Origin of the sequence: uncultured Alsobacter sp. (genome assembly GCF_945952055.1) — a bacterium.
In the GTDB taxonomy this organism is placed as follows: domain Bacteria; phylum Pseudomonadota; class Alphaproteobacteria; order Rhizobiales; family Beijerinckiaceae; genus Alsobacter.
In genome coordinates this window covers 61,101-79,831 of record NZ_CAMFHB010000018.1, presented here as the reverse complement: position 1 = coordinate 79,831, position 18,731 = coordinate 61,101, and the positions used below count along the sequence as shown (strand labels likewise).

Below are 18,731 nucleotides of genomic sequence, written 5' to 3'. Positions count from 1 at the left end.
CCTACACGCTGACCTGCGTGCCGACCTCGATCGTCCGGCCGCTGGGGATGCGGAAGTGGTCGCTCGCATCGCTGGCGTTGCGGGCGAGCCGGATGAAGAGCTTGCCCTGCCAGCGCGGCAGGCGGGACTGCGGCGCCGGCCGCAGGACCCGCCGCGAGATGTAGAACGACGTGCTCATGATGTTGAAGCTCCAGCCCAGCCCCTTGAAGGCCTGCAGGGCCTTGGGCACGTCGGGCGCCTCCATGAAGCCGAAGTGCAGCCGCACGATCGAGAAGCCCTCGCTGACGGTCTCGCAGGAGGCCCGGCGCGCCGGATCGAAGCGCGGCACGTCCTCCACCACCACCGTCAGGATCACGTTCTTCTCGTGCAGGACCTTGTTGTGCTTGAGGTTGTGCAGGAGCGCCTTGGGCACGTGGTCCGGATCGCCGGTGGGAAACACCGCGACGCCCCTCACCCGTTCGGGCGGCCGGCGCTCCAGCGACGCGATGAAGGGCCGAAGCGGGACATCCTCGCGCCGCGCGCGGTCCGCCAGGAGCCCGGCGCCGCGCCGCCACGTCAGCATCAGCACCATCAGGGCGAGGCCGATCGACAGCGGCAGCCATCCACCGTCGAAGAGCTTCAGCATGTTGGCCCCGAGGAAGACGAGGTCGATCAGCAGGAACGGAAGAACGAGCGCCGCCGCCTTGACGGGTCCCCACCCCCAGACCCGCGATAGCACGAGAAAGGCGAGAACCGCGGTGACGACCATGGTCCCGGTGACCGCGATGCCGTAGGCGGAGGCGAGTGCGCTGGACGACTTGAACGCATAGACCAGGACCAGGACGGCCATGAGCACGAGCGCGTTCACCTGCGGCACGTAAATCTGGCCCTTCTCGGTCTCCGACGTCCGCCGGATCTCGGTCCGCGGCAGGAGGCCGAGCTGGATGGCCTGCTGGGTGATCGAGAAGGCGCCGGTGATCACGGCCTGGCTGGCGATGATGGTCGCCGCCGTGGCCAGGACGACCATGGGCAGCAGGGCCCAGCCCGGAAACAGCAGGTAGAACGGGTTCTCGATCGCCTCGGGGTGCTGCAGCAGCAGGGCGCCCTGCCCGAGATAGCACAGGGCCAGCGCCGGCAGGACGAAGGCGAGCCAGGCCAGCCGGATGGGCTTGCTGCCGAAGTGCCCCATGTCGGCGTAGAGGGCCTCGGCGCCGGTGACGGCCAGGAACACCGCGCCCAGCGCGACGAGCCCGGCCACCCCGTGCGTCGCCAGGAAGTGCACGCCGTAGGACGGGCTGATCGCCAGCAGGACCCGTGGGGCGGCCGCGACGTGAACCGCCCCGCCGAGCGCGATGGCCGCGAACCAGACCACCATGATGGGCCCGAATACGACGGCGACCGTCGCGGTGCCGCGGCTCTGCGCCGCGAACAGCAGCACCAGGATCACGCTGCTGATCGGCACGATCCACGGATCCAGATCCGGCGCGAAGAGCTTGAGACCCTCGACGGCCGACAGCACGGAAATGGCCGGGGTGATGACGGCATCGCCGTAGAACAGCGCGGCGCCCGCCATGCCGAGCAGAACGACGGCCGGGACCCGGTGACCCATCACCCGCTGGACGAGGGCCATGAGGGTGAGCGTTCCCCCCTCCCCGTCATTGTCCATGCTCATGATCAGCAGCACGTATTTCAGCGTGACGACCACGATCAGCGTCCACAGCACGAGCGAGATCACGCCCAGCACCATCGGCTCCGTCACGGTGCCGCCTCCCGCCGCCGCGCCGAGACTTTCCTTGAGCGCGTAGAGCGGGCTGGTGCCGATGTCGCCGTAGACGACGCCGATGCACCCCAGCGTCAGGGTCGAGAGGCCGGCGCCGGCGGACGCGTGGGCGTGGGGGATCTGGGTGGAAGTGGCAGTCTGCGTCGCGGCCATCGCCGGGAGCTCCGAACGCCCGGGGGCGGGAGGCGCCGGGTTAGCCCGAACATGGCCGTGATGCACGGCCAGAACAGCCCCAAACCGCTGGCCACTATGAGATTTTAATGCGATTCATGGGCCCCCGCGCCCTCGGGGATGGGCCCGCACGCCCAGGCCAGGCAGCACAGGATCGACGGACGACACCCATGAGCACCGACGGATTCGAAGGACGTTGCACCTGCGGCCACGTCCGCTTCCGCATGACCAGCCGCCCCCTCTTCGTCCATTGCTGCCACTGCCGGTGGTGCCAGCGCGAGACGGGCACGGCCTTCGCCCTGAACGCCATGATCGAACACGACAGGGTCGAGTTGATCGCCGGCGAGCCCGAGGTGGTGGACACTCCCTCCAACAGCGGCAAGGGACAGCGCGTCAGCCGCTGCCCCCGGTGCAAGATCGCGGTGTGGAGCAGCTATGCCGGCGGCGGCGAGATCATCCGGTTCGTCCGCGTCGGCACACTCGAGACGCCCGATGCTTTGCCGCCCGACATCCACATCTTCACCCAGTCGAAGCAGCCCTGGGTCACGCTCGGCGACGGCAAGCCGGTGATGGAGGAGTATTACCGCTCGGCCGAGCAATGGCCGGCCGAGTCCATCGAACGGCGGAAACTCCATCTGGAGCGGCACAAGCGCTGAGCGCGGGAACCCCGGTGGGCTCTCCGGCGTCACGGCATCGACCCGTGCGCGGAGTTGCACGACCGGAGGTCCCGATGGCGCCGCTCCCGACCGTTCTCCTGCTGACCGTCGCGGCGCTCGACCTCTCCCTGTCGTTCGCCCACCTCGTGGAAGGCCCTCCCCGGCTGTGGCAGTGGTCGCCGGCGTTGTGGCGGGACGCCACCGTGTTCAATGGACAGTTCGCGCTCTTCGCTCCCGTGGGCGGCGTGCTCGAGATCGCCACCATCCTGGGGTCGGCCGGCTACGCCGCCGCGTCCCGGCACGATCGCCGGCGCCTGCGCGCCGCGCTCGTCGCCTGCACGCTCTTTGCGCTCGGGCTGGTCGTCTGGCTCGCCGTGGTGGCGCCCGCCAATGCCGTGCTGGCGACCTGGACGCCGGGACCTCTGCCCGCCGACTTCGAGGTCCTGCGCACGCGGTGGGAAGGCGGGCACGCCGCCATCGCCATCGTCAAGCTCGCAGCCTTCGCGGCGCTGGCCTTCGCCACGCAGAGCGGGAGGCTCACTGCGCCGGCGGCGCGAACACCTCGATCGCCTCGGGGATCACCCGGACATGGGCCGGGGTGAACGTCACCAGTTCGCCGTCGGTGTTGACCGGGCGGGGCCGGCGGGTCTCGATGTCGAAGCCGGTGCACCGCTCCGTCCGGACCTCCTTCCACGCCCCGTGGCGACCGTTGCGGAACGACGGCAGCATGAGCGCCAGCTTCCACACGCTGCCGACCTCGAGGCTGTAGAGATCGAGGTGCCCGTCGTCGATGGCCGCGGCCGCGTCCACCACGTTGCCGCCGCCGTAGTGCACACCGTTGCCGATCGCGATCTGCATGGTCTTGACGGTGGCCTCGGTGCCGGTGGCGCTGCGGATGGTCGCGGTGAAGGGCCGGGCCGCGGCGAGCGCCCTGAAGGCCGCCACCGCATAGCCGAACCGGCCCCAGCGACGCTTCGTCTCCGCGGTGAGCGAGCGCGCGAGTTCCGCGCTGAGCCCGATGCTGGCGACGTTGAAGAACGGATGGCCGTTGACCTCGCCGACGTCGATGCGCCGGGTGAGCCCCGCCGCGATCACCTCGGCGGCGCCGAGCGGATCGGCCGGGATCCCCAGGGTCCGCGCGAGATCGTTGGCGGTGCCCATCGGGAAGATGCCCATCGGTTTCTTGACCGCCATCACGCCACGGGCGGCGGCATTGATCGTCCCGTCGCCGCCGCACACGACGACGATGTCCACGTCGGCGCCGCGCTTGACGATGTCGTCGGACACCTCGCCAGGCGACCGGAAACTCTCCTGGACGATGTCCAGGCCGGCGGCCTCGAGCCGGTTCAGGGCCGGGCCGATGTCGGCCTGTCCCTGTCGCGCCTTCGGATTGATGACCAGAAGGGCGCGCCGCGCCACGGCATGAGGTGCGGTCGATGCCTCCGCAACGGCCGTTTGCGACATGTCAGCACTCCCAACGCCCCCGTCCCGCAGGTGGCGACGGCTGTGCAATGCGTCAAGACCGCGATCGTTTCACGCCGTTTACTCTGCGGCCGAGCGTGACCCCGTCCGCAGGGCCGCCGCGCGCTCCGCAAACACCTCGTAGAGCGAGGCGAAGTGCGGATCGGCGAGGTCGCGGCAGCGCGAGGCGAGATCGGACGCCGCCGCGGCGTCGGCGGACCTCAACGCCGCCATCATCTGGCGGTGCAGGCCTGCCAGCACCACGAAATCCTGCGAGGACCGCACGCTCTCGTCGCCATAGAGAGCGAGCAGCGGCAGCGGGCGCGATTTGCCCTTGAGCGCCACCTCGTCGACCTCCAGGAAGGCGAAATCCGGGCAGGCCCTGGCCGTGTCCTCGGAGACGAGGATGTCGGTGCCGAAGGACTTCGAGGCGGACTCGATCCGCGCGGCGATGTTCACCGCGTCGCCGACGGCCGAATAGTTGAAGCGCCTCTGGGACCCCATGTTGCCGACGCAGGCGTCGCCCGTGTTGAGGCCGATGCCGATCTTCACCTTCAGGTCCGACCGCCCCAGCGCCTCGAAGCCGAAGGAATCCCTGCCGTTCATCTCCCGGACGAGACCGCGCATCGCGAGCGCTGCGCGGCAGGCTGCGCGCGGATGATCGGCCACGTCGAGCGGCGCGTTCCAGAACGCCATGATGCTGTCGCCGATGTACTTGTCGATGGTCCCGCCCTCGGCCTGGATCGCATCGGAAAGCGGCGACAGGAGCGCGTTGAGGAAGTGCACGAGGTCCGTCGCCGAGATCGCCTCGGAAATCGGCGTGAAGTCGCGCACGTCCATGAACATGATGGTGAGCGGGCGGATCTCGCCGCCCAGCACCATCCGGTCCGGCGCCTTTTCAAGTTCCGACAGGAGCTGCGGCGCGAGGTACTGGCCGAAGGCGCGCCGCACGAAGCGGCGTTCGCGGTCGGTGGAGATGAACAGCATGCCGGTGACGGCCAGGTGCACCGTGAACGCGCCGAGCGACGGATAAACCGGATCGAACAGGAGCTGCGCCCGGCTGAAGGCCAGCCATGACGCCCCGACCGCCAGGCCCACCATCAGCGCGCCGGCGAACAGCGACCAGCGCGGCCCGGCCACGAGCGCCAGCACGAGGACGAGGACGCCAAGCACCACCGTCGCGACGCGCTCGAGGCCTTTGGCGTAGTCCGGGCGCGTCAGGAAGCTGCCCGACAGGATCTGCTCGGTCGCCTGCGCCTGGACGATCACGCCCTGCACCGTCTCGCCGAGCGACGTCGTCCAGAGGTCGGCGAGGCCCGTGGCGGTGACCCCGACGAAGACGATCTGGCCCTCGATCTGGCTCCGCACCGCCTCGCGCCGCGCCGGATCCAGGATGTCGCGCGCCGAGACGCGCCGCTCGGGCCGCTCGTGGTCATAGTACATCCAGAATTCGCCGTCCGACGTCATGGGGATCTTCACGTCGCCGACGCGGGTGTCGATCAGCGCGTCGCCGGCGCCGCCCAGTTCCCCGCTCGCGCCGGTGCCGCGCAGCACGACGGTCCGAGCCCCCTGGGCGACGCGCAGCGCCTCGACCACGAGGCCCGGATAGACCTTCTTCTCGTCCGCCACGTAGAGCGACAGCCGCCGCAGCAGGCCCGAACTCGCCGACGCTGGCATGTTGAGCGCGCCGATGCCCTTGGCCGCCTCCTCGAGGACCGGCAGGTTGGGCGTGGCGCCGTAGAAGTGCTGCAGCAGCGTCAGGGGGTCGGCGCTGGCATGGGCGAAGCTCGTCTTGATCAGCGGGCGACGGTCGTTCGGCGCCGTCGAGAAGCCGAACCCCAGCACCGAGGGGCTGGTCCGCAGCGCCTGCGCGAAAATCGCGTCGTTGTCGGGCAGGCCGGCGAGAGCCTCCCGCAGGGACGATTGCCGCGCCTTGTCACCGGGAAGTCCGTCGATGACCTGTGCGGCCGAGAGCCGGTCGGGTTCGGCGAAGATCACGGCGAAGGCGACCGTCGCGGCGCCCAGGCCCGTCAGCTGCTCCGTCAGTTCGGCGAGCCGGGTGCGGGGCCATGGCCACTGCCCGTAGGCCGCGAGCGACTCGTCGTCGATCGCCACGACCCGCACGGGCGGATCGCCGTACGGGCGCGGCGAGATCCGCTGGTAGGAATCGAAGGTCACGTCGCGCAGGTTCGCGACGAAGCCCGGGTCGAAGGCATGCAGCACGGTGACGAGCGCCAAGGTCGCGAACGCCACCACGGCGGCGCTGCCCTTGCGCTTGAGGACCGGCAGTCGCCACCACCCCGCCATCGGCTCCCGCACCCCGTCCCGTTCGGCCGTCGCCAGTCTGCGGCGGCATGATAAACCGTTCGACCCGCAGGTGCATCAACGCCCGCCATCCCTTTGGCAGGCCACGCGAATCGGGCGGCCAAGGGCGCGCAACGTGGAACGCCGGTCCCTGCGGCCATCCGAATCGGCGCCGTGCATTCGAGCATGGGTGAAATATCAGCCCGGCCGACAGCTTAGGACTTGAAGACCGAAATCTTGACGTTTTCAGACACCACCTTCCGGTGGTACTGAATGTTAACCCTCGCATGCACGAATAGGGCGATTCGCATTCATGGTATTGCGTGGCGATTTTAGAAAAGGTTTCAGCATCTTTGGCGCCTTCGGTTGTTTAAGCTAAGCAGCTGGGCTTATTGTCCCGGCCAAGATGACTCAGTCCATGCTCTCGGATGCCCGTGTGACCCTCGCCCAGCCAGTGCCCGCCCCTGTCCGCGTGCTCGTGATCGAGGACACCGCCTCGTTGCGAATGCTCGTGACCACGTTCCTGCAAGGGCACGGGTTCGAGACGGCCGAGGCCTGGAGCATCGCCGGGGCGCGCGAGCTGATCGAAAGCTTCCGCCCCGACATCGCCCTCCTCGACCTCATGCTCGATGACGGAGAGGGCTACGACCTGATCTCGCGCATGTCCGAGCGCGGCATCCCGGTGATGGTGATCTCGTCCAAGGACGCGCCGCTCGACAGGATCCTGTGCCTCGAGATGGGGGCCGACGACTTCCTGACCAAGCCCTTCGAGATGCGCGAGATGCTGCTGCGCACGCGCCGTCTCGTGAAGCTGATCCCGGCCGAGGACGAGCAGAAGAAGACCGTCAACACGCTGGACTTCGGCACCTTCCGGCTCGACCTGGTCGAGCGGGTCGCCACCAAGATGAGCGGATTGGGCTCCAAGCTGACCGATGCCGAGTTCAGGCTCCTGCGCCTGTTCCTCGAGAACCAGGGGCAGGTCCTCGACCGCAAGCACATCGGCCAGGAAATCTTCAAGCGCACCTTCATGGACAACAGCCGCTCCATCGACGTGCTGGTCAGCAAGCTGCGCAAGAAGATCGACACCGAGACCGGCACCTCGGTCATCACCAACGTCCGCAGCACCGGCTACGTGTTCAACGCGGACATGAGCGTTCGCCGCGACTGACCGACCGGGCTTTCGAGCCTGGGCGCTCAGCGGCATCACAGGCCGACGTCCTCGTGCGGCCTCTCCTGCCCGCATGGCGAACATCCGGGACGGGCAGTCCAGTTCAGCGACACATCTCAGCCGTCATCCCCGGGCTCGGCCCGGGGACCCACGACTTTGCCTGCGCCATTTTTGAAGTCGTGGGTGGCCGGGCCAAGCCCGGCCATGACGCGGAGAGCGTCAGGCAGGCTGGACTGGCAAAAGCTTCACGAGCCCTTCGCAACAGGCCATCGCGCATTGGACGGCGACAGACAAAAAAACCCCCGGGCGGTTTCCCGCCCGGGGGCTCTTCGGAGGCCTTGGCTGTGTCGCCCGGCCCGCGTCAGAGGACGAAGTCGCCGGCCTGCAGCTGGGACACGCCGTTCACCTGGAGCTCGAAGTCGGCGATCTTGTCGCCGTTGATGTCGCCCTGGACGAAACCGCCCACGGCGCGCAGCTGGCCCTGGGCGCCGGTGAAGGCGCCGGTTCCGATGAAGGCGAAGGCATCGTTGACGAAGGCCGTGCCGCTGCGGGCGTCGATCGCGGAGAGGTCGATGCGGTCCTGGCCCTGGACGAAGTCCAGGATGACGTCGCGGGCCAGCGAGGTGCTGTCGGACACCGCTCCGAAGACGAACACGTCGTTGCCGACCCCGCCGAAGAGCTGGTCCGCGCCCGCACCGCCGCGCAGGACGTCGTTGCCGGCCATGCCGTAGAGGGTGTCGTTTCCGGCGCCGCCGTCCAGGACGTTGGCGCCCCCGTTGCCGGTCATCTGGTTGGCCAGGGCGTTGCCGGTCCCGTTCACCGACGAGGCGCCGGTGAAGATCAGGTTCTCGACATTGGCCCACAGGGTCAGGCCGATGCCGGAATAGACCGTGTCGGTGCCCTCGCCGGAATACTCGACCACGGAGTCCGCGGCGTTGTCGACGTAGTAGGTGTCGTTGCCCTGGCCGCCGGCCATGGTGTCGGCGCCCGCACCGCCATTGAGCACGTTGGCGGCCGCGTTGCCGGTCAGGACGTTGGCGAGGTCGTTGCCCGTGCCGTTGATCGCGCCGGTCCCCGTCAGGACGAGGTTCTCGACATTGGCCGACAGGCCATAGGTCACCGACGAGCGCACCGTATCGAGGCCGCCGCCGGCCAGCTCGGTGACCACGTCGCCGGTGGCATCGACCACGTAGGTGTCGTTGCCCGCGCCACCGATCATCGTGTCGGCACCCAGGCCGCCGTCCAGGACGTTGTTGCCCGCATTGCCGGTGAGGCTGTTCGCCAGGGCGTTGCCGGTCCCGTTGATCGAGGCCGAGCCCGTCAGCACGAGGTTCTCGACCTCGCTGCCCAGCGTGTAGGCGATCGACGACTGCACCGTGTCGATGCCCCCGCCGGCCACTTCGGTGACGACGTCGCCGACGTGGTCGACCACATAGGTGTCGTTGCCGCCGCCGCCGACCATCGTGTCGGCCCCTGCCCCGCCGTCCAGGACGTTGTTGCCGGCGTTGCCGGTCAGGACGTTGCCGAGCGCGTTGCCGGTGCCGTTGATGGCGGCCGCGCCGAGCAGGACGAGGTTTTCGACATTCGCCGCCAGCGTCAGCGTCACGGTGGAGTGAACCGTGTCGATGCCCTCGTTGGCGTTCTCGACGATCTGATCCAGGATGCTGTCGACCCAGTACTTGTCGTTGCCGAGGCCGCCGACGAGCGTGTCGTTGCCGAGCCCGCCATCGAGCGAGTCATCGCCGGCAAGGCCGTCGATACGGTCGTTGCCGCCCAGGCCCGCGATGCTGTCACCCGCCGTCGTGCCGGCGAGCGTGTCGGCGCCCTCGGTGGGTCCGGTCACCCGCAGCGTGGTGGTGATCAGGGTGGAGAGATCGAACAGGATGTCGGTGAACCGGGCGAATTCGATGCCCTGGAGCCAGTCGGTGCCGTCCGGGCTGGCGGAGCGCAGGTCGATGATCGTGAAGGCCGAAGCCACGGCATCGTAGACGATGGAGTAGTTCGCCCGCAGGCCGCTGTAGAAGGCCGTGTCCGAGCCCGCGCCGCCCAGCAGGCGATCGTTGCCCGCGCCGCCGTTCAGGCTGTCGTTGCCGTCGCCGCCGTCCAGCGTGTCGTTGCCGGCGAGGCCGGAGATCGTGTCGTTGCCGGCGAGCCCCGAGAGCAGGTTGGCCACGGCGTTGCCGGAAATCGTGTCCGCGCCACCGCCGCCCCGGGCGTTCTCGATGGTGGCCGAGAACGCGATCGACACGTTCGAGGTCATCATGTCGCAATCGGAGAAGCTGCCGGGCGCGAGATCGATCCGCGACGCGGTGTTCCAGCCCGACAGGTCCAGCGTGTCGATCCCAGCCGAGTCGTAGATGCACAGAACCGGGTGCTTGTTGATGGCGAAGTTGAAGACGGACGGCACGTCCGACGTCGCGTTGAAGCCGTAGGTCGTGTTGCCCGTGCGGGTGGTCGTCTCGGCGCCGTACATCGCCTGCATCGCCAGCACGTCGTAGAGCATCGGCGTCTGCGGGTAGTACCAGCGGCCGTCGCTGGCGAACCAGTCGGCGCCGGTGTTGTCGGCGGTGAAGTAGGACATCACCGTGTACTGCTGGCTGTCCTGGAAATAGGTGGCGTTCAGGGCGTAGGTGGGCGAACCGCCATTGTACTCGCCGGCATGGTCCAGCCCGAGCGCGTGACCCGTCTCGTGCAGGAAGGTCTGGAAACCCCAGTCGCCGACGACGGGGGTCATCAGGTTGTTGGTGCCGCTGCCCACCCCGTAGTTGCTGTTCATCCAGACCGAACCGGCGCCGGTGTAGGTGCCGGGGTAGTAGGCGTGGGCATAGCCGATATTGGTGGTGGTGTTCTCGTACTTGATATTGGCGTTCGACCCGGTGACCTCGCGGAAGTCGGGCGCGATCAGGTCGTCCCACAGGGAGAGCGCGGCGCGGGCGGCTGCCTTCTGGGCTTCGGTAAAGGCGCTGAAGCCCGCCGCCTCGGCGTAGGGGAACCAGGAGGCCGTCGTCGGAAACGAATACGTCAGGTCAAGGCCGGACCAGTGATAGCCGCTGTCGAGCTGAGCAACAACCTGGTCGAGGGTATAGAGGGGCTTCGTGGCCATGACGTATCCAGCAAATCGAACCGCGCTGAAGCCACGTCTAGACCGTACCGCGCTGTGCGGAAGTTATGCGATTGTCTCAAATTTGAGGGATTGTGCTTCGTATTGTTAGGTTTCGATTACTGCGATCACAGACTCCAGCCATCCCATACGAAGTCCTCCGCATTCGCGAAGGCCCGACCGGTCAGGGCGCGGAAAAACGTCCCGTGCCCGATCACGGCGACCCGGGGCTCCGGACGCTCGGCCACCCAGGCGCGAAACCGCGCCACGCGGTCGAGGAAGACATCCTCGGGCTCCTGGGCGAAGGGTCCCTCGTGGCCCTCCGGCGCATGCCACCACGGATCGGTCAGGTGATCGAAGGCGAGTTGCGGGAAATCCGTGGCCAGGTGCAGCGGCGAGCGGCCGACGTCGCAGCTGCTCTCCAGCCGCTCGCGGTGCAGGCAGGTGACGTGCATGGGGATGGCCCGATCCCCGAAGATGCCGTGCGCGGTCTGCAAGGCCCGGGTCAGCGGCGACACCACCACGAGATCGACCGGCGTGGAGGCCAGCCGCTCGCGGGCCTCCGAGACCTGGGTCAGGCCGAGATCCGAAAGCCGCGCATCGATATGCCCGGGGTCGAGCCCGGTCGCCGCGTAGTGGGCGTTGAAGGTCGACTGGGCGTGGCGGATCAGGATGACGGTGTCGGGCATCGGGGACCTCGGGAGACGCAACGGCGCGCGGGGCGCCGGCCGGCGCCCCTGATAGGACGTTTTCCGCAGCGTGAAAACCGTTCAGCGCTCGCCGTCGCGTCCGGCGGCACCGGCGGTGGCCTCCGCCAGCATGGCGCGGGCGGCCGCGATTTCCCTGCGCGCCCGCCGCTCGTAGCGGTCGATCGCCTGCAGGCGGGCGGCCACGTCGGCCAGGACGGCGGCGTCGGCGGTCTGCGGGCCGGCCGCCCCCGAGGCGATGGTGGCGCGCGCCAGGCGGCAGCGATCGAGCAGAACCTCGCCCTGCGCGAGCCTCCAGGCCGCGGCCTTGTGGGGCTCGGGAGCGTCCTGCGGGGCCAGCAGATCGGCGATGCGGGCGATCTCCTCGGCCCCGATCACCGCCGAAAGCTGGGCCGCGAGGCCGTGGCTGACGGCGTTCAGCCTCGACCGGGCCTTCCCCTCGTCCGAGCGCGGCCCGGTGCTCCGGCGCGCATTGCGCCGGTTGGCCTCGAGCTTCTTCTGCGAAATCACGCAGCGACCCCGCCGGCCATGCCGAACAGATCGGGCTGCGGCTCAGGCGCGGGCGCCTCGGCGCGGGGCGCCTTCGCGCGCTTGGCCTTGGCGGGCTCGTCCGCCGCTGTCGCGTCGACGGCCTCCGCCACGGCCTCGATCGACGCCGGCGGGGAAGCCTGGCGACGCGGCAGGCGGCGCGGCGGCGGCACCACCTCCGCCTCGATGACGAGATCGGCTCCGGCCGGCTGGGGCTGGCTCCCGGCGGCCGGCAGCCCCGCGTCGCGGGCCGCCTCCGCACGCCGGCGCATGCGGTCCAGGCGCTCGTGGACGTCCATCTGCCCCAGGAACGCGGCCGCCTCGACCGCCTCGGCGCGCAGGCCGGCCCGGTCCAGCAGGCGTTCCCCCTCGCGCCGCTCCGTCACCTTGCCCGCGATCCAGCCGCGCGCCAGCAACTGGGCCGCGGCCCGCCGCGCGTCGGGATCCTTGATCTCGGACCGCAGCAGGCCTTCGAAAAGGTCCGCCGCCGCCTGGTCGCGCTGGAGGGCAATGAGGGTGTCGCGGAAGCGTTCGAGGCGCAGGGCCTCCCAGATCCCGTTGACGACGTCGCGCAGCCGGAGCCAATCGACGACCGTCGCGGGCTGGAGGCTGTCGGCAAGGCCCGTCAGCAGGCCGCGCCACTCGCGTTCGGATTCGCCGGGAATGAGGGGCGGGCGTTCGAACAGGAAGGCCACCGAGGCGGGTGGATGCGCCTGCGTCTGCCGTCTGGCAACGCTGCGCGAAGGCCGCGCGTGGCTTCGTTCCGTCAGATCGGTCGCAGCCGCGGAGGCTGCCTCATCGTGTCGCGCCATCGGTCCGTCCCGGTTGCACCCGGCTCCGGGCTTAGCGCGTGGGTCGCGGGGCGATCAAGGCGCGGTCGCCCCGCGAGCCCGATTGGCTGGGGACAGCGCCGTCAGCGCAGACCGAAGAAAGCCAAAACGGCCATGACCACGACGACGAGTCCGACGAGATAGATGATGTTGTTCACTGCAGCTCCCTTTCCTTGTCAGAGTTCCGGCGCGGGCGTCTTAGCGCCGGCGCGACGTTCCGATTTCGCGAGACACGGACGGTCCCGCGACGGCTCCCGCCACACCGCCCACGCCCGCGCCGATCGGGCCCGCGACGGCAGCGCCGGCGACCGCGCCCGTGCCGGCTCCCGCGAGCCGCGATTCCGTGGTGGTGCAGGCGCCGAGCCCGGCCGCGAGAGCCAGGCCGCCCAGTGCGAAAGCGATTCGCTTCATGTCAGATCTCCGATTTGCCACTGTCCGAACGCAAACGCGGCAGGGTCCCGGTAAGTTCAACGGCTACGAAAAAGGGCGGCCGGATCGTGAGATCCGGCCGCCCCGATGATGATGTCGGCCAAGGCCTCAGAGTAGCGAGCCGCTGCCCTTCGGCTTGCCGGCGGCAGTGGCGCCGCCCGACGGCGACGATGCGCCCGCCGGCGGCGGCACGACACCGGGCCTGGTCGGGGCGGGCGACGGGCTGGGGGACGCCGCGCCGGCCTCCCCGCCGAGGGCGGAGCCGCCCGCGGTCCGTGTCACCACGGGATCGGTCGGCGAACGCGCGCCGGCCTCGCCCTGGCGGCCGGCACCGGCCTGTCCGCCCTGCCCGCTCATGCCCTGCTGCCCGCTGGCGCCCTGACCACCCGTGCCCTGGCGACCGGCGCCGTCGGTGGCAGCGCCACCCGCGGCTTCGGCGGCCTTGCCGGCCACGGCCTGGACCTTCTCGCCGATGTCGCTGGCGGCGGCCTTGGCCTTCTCCTTGGCGGCGTCGAGCGTCAGGCCCTGGCTCGCGGCTTCGTCCTTGACCCGGTCGAGGACCTCGCCGGCCACCTCCTGGGCATGCTCGAACTGTTCGGCGGCGAGCCCGGTGGCCGTGTCCTTGACCCGGTCGGCGGTGTCGCCCATCAGGCGGTTCTCGACCCGCGTCGACGGCAGGAGCGCGCCGAGAGCCGCGCCGACGAAGAGGCCGATCGCGCCCATTAAGAGCGGCTGCTCCTCCATCATGCGCCCCATGCGGTCCTGCGCCTGGCGACCCATGTCCATGGTGCGCCCGGTGGCGGTGCGCATCGTGTCGGACACCTGGTCGCCCATGTCGCTGGCCATGTGGCGCGCATTGTCGGTCCAGCGGCCAGCGTTCTCACCGAGATGGCTCGCGCTGTCGGTCGTCGACCGGAAGGCACCGGTGACGCTGTCGGCCATGCTGCTGGCGGTGTCGCGCACCGACTCGGCGGCGTCCCGCAGCCCGGACATCGCACTCGATGCGGCCGAACTGACGCTGTCGCCGGCCCGTGCGGCCATGTCGCCGACCTTGTCCGTGATGCCTTCGCCTTCCTCGCTGTCCCAGACGTCGCCGCCGCGCCAGCGGCTCTCGTCCCGGCCGTCATCCGCGTAGGACCGCATGCGCGACGAGGAGCCGCCGAGGCCCAGGGTCGGCGAACCCGTCATCATCATGAGGATGCCGGCCCCGATGAGCAGCGACGGCAGCGGATTGTCGCGCACCGTGGTTCCCAGGTTGCCGACAAAGGCGCGGGCGCCGGCGCCCGACCCCGTCAGCATGTCGTCGACGATCTGGCCCGGCGTGAGCCGGTCACGCAGTTGCTCCAGGGTGGAGGACAGCTGGGCGCGCGACTCCTCGGCCTCGCGTTCGATGTCTCGTGAAGAGGTCATTGCACTTGCTCCTTGGCGACGGCGGCATCCCGGTTCAGCGACTGCAGCGTGCGTTCCGGAGCGAGGTTGGAAGCGGACAGGTCGCCCAGCCCCTTGCGCACGATGAGGTAGCCGATGAGGCCCACGACGATGGCGACCGCGAAGGTCGCCCACTGCGAGGGCACGCCGAAGGACACCAGCAGCAGGACGATCCCCTGCAGGAAGAGATAGAGGGCCCCGATCCCCAGCACCGCGCCGGCGACGATCATGCCGGCGGCGGCGGTGGCCGTGGTCACCTTTTCCGACAGCTCCGTCTTGAACAGACGCAGCTCGGTCCGGAACAGGTGGGTCAGCTGGGAGAGGACCTCGGTGAAGAGCCCGGGTATGGAGGCTGCACCGCGCTCATCGGCCATGGGTGCCTCCGGCATTCTGGTCCGGCCGGACGCTCGGGCCGGTCGCACCCGCCTGGCCCGCCGACTGTGACCCCGACGCGAGGCCCGAGCCCATGCCGGCGCCTGAGCCAGAGCCCATGCCCGCGCCCGCACTCGTCCCGGCACCCTGGCGCCCGGTCATCCCGCCCTGGCCCGCCAGGCCGGACGAGCCGGTCATGCCCGAGCCCGAGACGCCGGCTGCACCCGAACGACCGCCGACCGGCGCGTCCCGCTCGTCATAGCGCCGGTAGGGATCATAGGACCGCCCCGAGCCGGCCTGGCCGGGCATGGAGCCGGGCCCGGTCGAGGCGTTGCGGCCCCTGTCGCCCGAGAACCCGCTGCGGTCGCGATAGCGATCGCCGGACGAACCCATCCCGCGGTTCTGCCACTGCTCGCGCTCCGCGCGTTCGGCGCTGCTCTTGAGGAACCGGGCCATGACGAAGCCGGCGAACACCGTGCCCGCCACGAACACCGCCGGTTCGCGACGCGCATACTCGGAGGCCTGCCGCATGAGGTCGGCGACGCTGCGCTCGCGCACCACGCCCGCGAAGCGATCGATGCCGCCGGCGAGATCGTGGGCATAGCGGGCCATCGTCGGCGAGGCCTCGTTCAGATGATCCGCCGCGGCATGCGCGGCTTCCGACAGCTTGCCGATCTGGTCGGCCGCCGCGCCCTTCTGCTGCTCGGCGTAGTCGGTGACCTTGTGCTTCGTCCGGTCCGCGGCCTCCGACGCCGCCGCCCGCGCCTGGCCGGCAAGGTCGGATGCCGCGTCCTTCACGTCGGAAGCAACCTGGTCGGCGCTCCGCTTCGCCTCGTCCATCGCGCTGCGCAGTTTGTCGCTGCCTGCCGACGGACCCGACGAGCCGGGCATCGCGCCGGTCGCGCCGGTGGTGTGTCGGTTGTCCATGGTCCTCTCCGTTCCTTCCCTGAATCCCTTTCGGGCGCAGTGCGCCCGTGGTTCGGAAACGGATGCGGGGCTGGGTTGTTCCCGCACCGGTGACGATGGGCCGAAGCAGGCGTTTGACACCCTCGAAGTTTTTTGATCGGATGGTCAAATCATAGGTCGAAAGACCGCAAGTCGGAACGAGCGGAGGGGCTCATGAGCGACACGGGGATCACGGCTGGCCGCCTGCCGCCGGACGACTACGCGCGCAACTTCGCGGACCTCCATCCCCCGCTCGACCGCTACGAGGCCAAGGTCGCCGCCGACCGCTGCTTCTTCTGCTACGACGCGCCCTGCATGACGGCGTGCCCGACAACCATCGACATCCCGCTGTTCATTCGCCAGATCGCCACCGGCAACGCCACCGGGGCGGCGAAGACGATCCTCGACAGCAACATCATGGGCGCCATGTGCGCCCGCGTGTGCCCCACCGAGCAGCTCTGCGAGGAGGCCTGCGTCCGCGAGGCGCTGGAGGGCAAGCCCGTCGAGATCGGACGGCTGCAGCGCCACGCCACGGACGCTCTCTTCGCCACCGGCAAGCAGCTCTACCAGGCCGGTCCGTCCACGGGGTTCCGCGTGGCCGTCGTCGGCGGCGGGCCCGCGGGCCTGTCCTGCGCGCACCGGCTCGCCACCCTGGGCCACACCGTCACCGTCTTCGAGGCGCAGAAAAAGCTCGGCGGCCTCAACGAGTACGGGATCGCCGCCTACAAGGCGACGAACGAGATCGCACAGTGCGAGGTCGGCTACATCCTCGGCGTCGGCGGCATCGAGGTGAAAACCGGCCAGGCTCTCGGTCGCGACATCCATCTCGGCGACCTCGCCCGCGACTACGATGCCGTGTTCCTCGGCATCGGGCTCGCCGCGACCAACGCGCTGGGCATTGCCGACGGCGGGTTCGCCGGCGTGGACGATGCCGTCGACTACATCGCCGGCCTGCGCCAGGCGAGCGACCTGTCCGCCCTGCCCGTCGGGCGCCGCGTCGTCGTCATCGGCGGCGGCATGACGGCGATCGACATCGCCACCCAGGTCAAGCGCCTGGGCGCCGAGGAGGTGACGATCGTCTACCGCCGTGGTCCCGCCGAGATGGGCGCCTCGCCCTACGAGCAGGAGGTCGCGCAGACGAGCGGCGTCACCATCCGCCACTGGGCCATGCCGAAGGCGCTCGTGGGCGCCAACGGCCGCGTCACCGGCATCGCCTTCGAGCGCACCGCGCTGGCGGACGGCAAGCTCACCGGCACGGGAGAGACCTACGAGCTCGCCTGCGACCAGCTGTTCCGGGCCATCGGCCAGGCCTTCGTGGCCTCCGACCTGGAGGACAGCCTGATCGAACTCGAGCGCGGACGCATCCGCGTCGACGGGGCGCAGCGCACGTCGCACCCGAAGATCTGGGCGGGCGGCGACTGCGTGGGCTCCGGCAGCGACCTCACGGTGGTCGCCGTCGAGCACGGCAAGCAGGCCGCCCTGTCGATCGACAGCATGCTGCGTGCGGCCACGGCCGCCTGAGGGAGGGAACGATGGCTGATCTTCGCGTCGACTTCTGCGGCATCAAGGCCCCGAACCCGTTCTGGCTCGCCTCCGCTCCCCCCACCGACAAGGCCTACAACGTCGTGCGCGCCTTCCGCGCCGGCTGGGGCGGCGTGGTGTGGAAGACGCTGGGCGAAGCCGGCCCGCCCATCGTCAACGTCTCCGGCCCGCGCTACGGCGCGATCCACGCCGGCGACCGCCGCGTCATCGGCTTCAACAACATCGAGCTCATCACCGACCGGCCGCTGGAGGTGAACCTCCAGGAGATCAAGCAGGTGAAGCGCGACTGGCCGGACCGGGCGCTCGTCGTGTCGCTGATGGTGCCGTGCACCGAGGACAGCTGGAAGGCCATCCTCCGGCAGGTGGAGGACACCGAGGCCGACGGGGTCGAGCTCAATTTCGGCTGCCCGCACGGCATGTCCGAGCGCGGCATGGGCGCGGCGGTCGGCCAGGTGCCGGAATACGTCGAGATGGTCACGCGCTGGTGCAAGCAGCACTCGCGCATGCCGGTGATCGTGAAGCTCACGCCCAACGTCGCCGACATCAAGGGCCCCGCCGCGGCGGCCAAGAAGGGCGGCGCGGACGCGGTGTCGCTCATCAACACCGTCAACTCCATGATGGGCGTCGACCTCGACGCCATGACGCCCTCGCCGGCCACGGGCGGCTACGGCACCCATGGCGGCATGTGCGGCCCCGCGGTGAAGCCGATGGCGCTCAACATGGTGGCCGACATCGCACGCACCCCGCATCTGCAGGGCATCCCGATCTCGGCCATCGGCGGCATCGAGACCTGGAAGGACGCGGCCGAGTTCATGGCCATGGGCGCCGGCACCGTGCAGGTCTGCACCGCCGCCATGGTCTACGGCTTCAAGATCGTCGAGGAGATGAAGACCGGGCTCGCCGCCTTCATGGACGAGAAGGGCTATGCCCGCCTCGACGACTTCGTCGGCCGCGCGGTGCCCAAGGTCACCGACTGGCAGTATCTCGACCTCGACTACGCCGTGAAGGCGCACATCGACCAGGACCTCTGCATCAAGTGCGGCCGCTGCCACATCTCCTGCGAGGACACATCCCACCAGGCCATCTCGGCGCTGAAGGACGGCGTGCGCCACTTCGAGGTGATCGAGGAGGAATGCGTGGGCTGCAACCTATGCGCCGTCGTCTGCCCGGTCGAAGGCTGCATCACCATGGTGCCGCTGCAGCCCGGCGAGGTCGACAAGCGCACGGGCCGGGTCGTGGGCACGCCGATCAACTGGACCCAGCACCCCAACAACCCGATGCGGGCCGCCGAGCCGGCGGAGTAGGAGCAGGTTCAGCCTCCCTCTCTCCGT

Annotated in this window: 16 protein-coding genes; 5 read left to right on the top strand and 11 right to left on the bottom strand. The window is 69.7% G+C overall.

Annotated features, from left to right (window positions below; genetic code table 11):
* Position 1 precedes the first annotated feature (1 nt).
* Positions 2-1,912 (bottom strand): potassium transporter Kup, encoded by a 1,911-nt coding sequence (locus tag Q0Q47_RS15075; RefSeq protein WP_293861322.1) that lies wholly within the window; start codon positions 1,910-1,912, stop codon positions 2-4.
* Between the two features lie 188 nt (positions 1,913-2,100).
* On the opposite strand from Q0Q47_RS15075, the gene Q0Q47_RS15070 reads away from it, so the two are divergent.
* Together Q0Q47_RS15070 and Q0Q47_RS15065 are read left to right on the top strand one after the other, a co-directional pair.
* Positions 2,101-2,586 (top strand): GFA family protein, encoded by a 486-nt coding sequence (locus tag Q0Q47_RS15070; RefSeq protein WP_293861319.1) that lies wholly within the window; start codon positions 2,101-2,103, stop codon positions 2,584-2,586.
* Between the two features lie 74 nt (positions 2,587-2,660).
* Complete coding sequence (locus tag Q0Q47_RS15065) at positions 2,661-3,188, top strand: DUF1772 domain-containing protein (protein ID WP_293861316.1); 528 nt, start codon at positions 2,661-2,663, stop codon at positions 3,186-3,188.
* Here the strand turns inward: Q0Q47_RS15065 and Q0Q47_RS15060 are convergent.
* Positions 3,124-4,050: a lipid kinase gene (locus Q0Q47_RS15060; protein WP_293861313.1), complete on the bottom strand. Its 927-nt coding sequence runs from the start codon at positions 4,048-4,050 to the stop codon at positions 3,124-3,126. The two genes, Q0Q47_RS15065 and Q0Q47_RS15060, sit on opposite strands and share 65 nt — an antisense overlap.
* A 78-nt stretch (positions 4,051-4,128) precedes the next feature.
* Positions 4,129-6,354, bottom strand: a complete 2,226-nt coding sequence (locus Q0Q47_RS15055) for a CHASE2 domain-containing protein (RefSeq protein WP_293861310.1) — start codon at positions 6,352-6,354, stop codon at positions 4,129-4,131.
* A 433-nt stretch (positions 6,355-6,787) separates the two neighbouring features.
* On the opposite strand from Q0Q47_RS15055, the gene Q0Q47_RS15050 reads away from it, so the two are divergent.
* Positions 6,788-7,519 (top strand): response regulator transcription factor, encoded by a 732-nt coding sequence (locus tag Q0Q47_RS15050; protein ID WP_293861307.1) that lies wholly within the window; start codon positions 6,788-6,790, stop codon positions 7,517-7,519.
* A gap of 361 nt (positions 7,520-7,880) precedes the next feature.
* On the opposite strand, the gene Q0Q47_RS15045 is transcribed toward Q0Q47_RS15050, so the two are convergent.
* From Q0Q47_RS15045 to Q0Q47_RS15010, 8 genes are all read right to left on the bottom strand, one after another.
* The gene (locus Q0Q47_RS15045; RefSeq protein WP_293861304.1) at positions 7,881-10,622 is read right to left on the bottom strand and encodes a M10 family metallopeptidase C-terminal domain-containing protein; all 2,742 of its coding nucleotides are present in this window, start codon (positions 10,620-10,622) and stop codon (positions 7,881-7,883) included.
* 125 nt (positions 10,623-10,747) lie between these two features.
* Complete coding sequence (locus Q0Q47_RS15040; protein WP_293861301.1) at positions 10,748-11,308, bottom strand: histidine phosphatase family protein; 561 nt, start codon at positions 11,306-11,308, stop codon at positions 10,748-10,750.
* A gap of 81 nt (positions 11,309-11,389) precedes the next feature.
* Positions 11,390-11,836, bottom strand: a complete 447-nt coding sequence (locus Q0Q47_RS15035; protein ID WP_293861298.1) for a hypothetical protein — start codon at positions 11,834-11,836, stop codon at positions 11,390-11,392.
* Positions 11,833-12,549: a hypothetical protein gene (locus tag Q0Q47_RS15030; RefSeq protein WP_293861295.1), complete on the bottom strand. Its 717-nt coding sequence runs from the start codon at positions 12,547-12,549 to the stop codon at positions 11,833-11,835. Before Q0Q47_RS15030 ends, Q0Q47_RS15035 begins: the two co-directional genes overlap by 4 nt.
* A 333-nt stretch (positions 12,550-12,882) precedes the next feature.
* Complete coding sequence (locus Q0Q47_RS15025; RefSeq protein ID WP_293861292.1) at positions 12,883-13,095, bottom strand: hypothetical protein; 213 nt, start codon at positions 13,093-13,095, stop codon at positions 12,883-12,885.
* A gap of 126 nt (positions 13,096-13,221) precedes the next feature.
* A complete protein-coding gene (locus tag Q0Q47_RS15020; RefSeq protein WP_293861289.1) occupies positions 13,222-14,523 on the bottom strand; it encodes a DUF3618 domain-containing protein in 1,302 nt (433 codons plus the stop codon).
* Entirely contained in the window at positions 14,520-14,915 is a 396-nt protein-coding gene (locus Q0Q47_RS15015) for a phage holin family protein (protein WP_293861286.1), read from the bottom strand. Before Q0Q47_RS15015 ends, Q0Q47_RS15020 begins: the two co-directional genes overlap by 4 nt.
* Positions 14,905-15,840: a hypothetical protein gene (locus Q0Q47_RS15010; RefSeq protein WP_293861283.1), complete on the bottom strand. Its 936-nt coding sequence runs from the start codon at positions 15,838-15,840 to the stop codon at positions 14,905-14,907. The genes Q0Q47_RS15015 and Q0Q47_RS15010 overlap by 11 nt, the downstream gene beginning before the upstream one ends.
* 192 nt (positions 15,841-16,032) lie before the next feature.
* Here Q0Q47_RS15010 and Q0Q47_RS15005 point away from each other — a divergent pair, with 192 nt between their 5' ends.
* Positions 16,033-17,379: an NAD(P)-dependent oxidoreductase gene (locus Q0Q47_RS15005; RefSeq protein WP_293861280.1), complete on the top strand. Its 1,347-nt coding sequence runs from the start codon at positions 16,033-16,035 to the stop codon at positions 17,377-17,379.
* Positions 17,380-17,390: 11 nt separating this feature from the next.
* Entirely contained in the window at positions 17,391-18,704 is a 1,314-nt protein-coding gene (gene preA / locus Q0Q47_RS15000) for an NAD-dependent dihydropyrimidine dehydrogenase subunit PreA (protein WP_293861277.1), read from the top strand.
* The last annotated feature ends 27 nt before the right edge of the window (positions 18,705-18,731 follow it).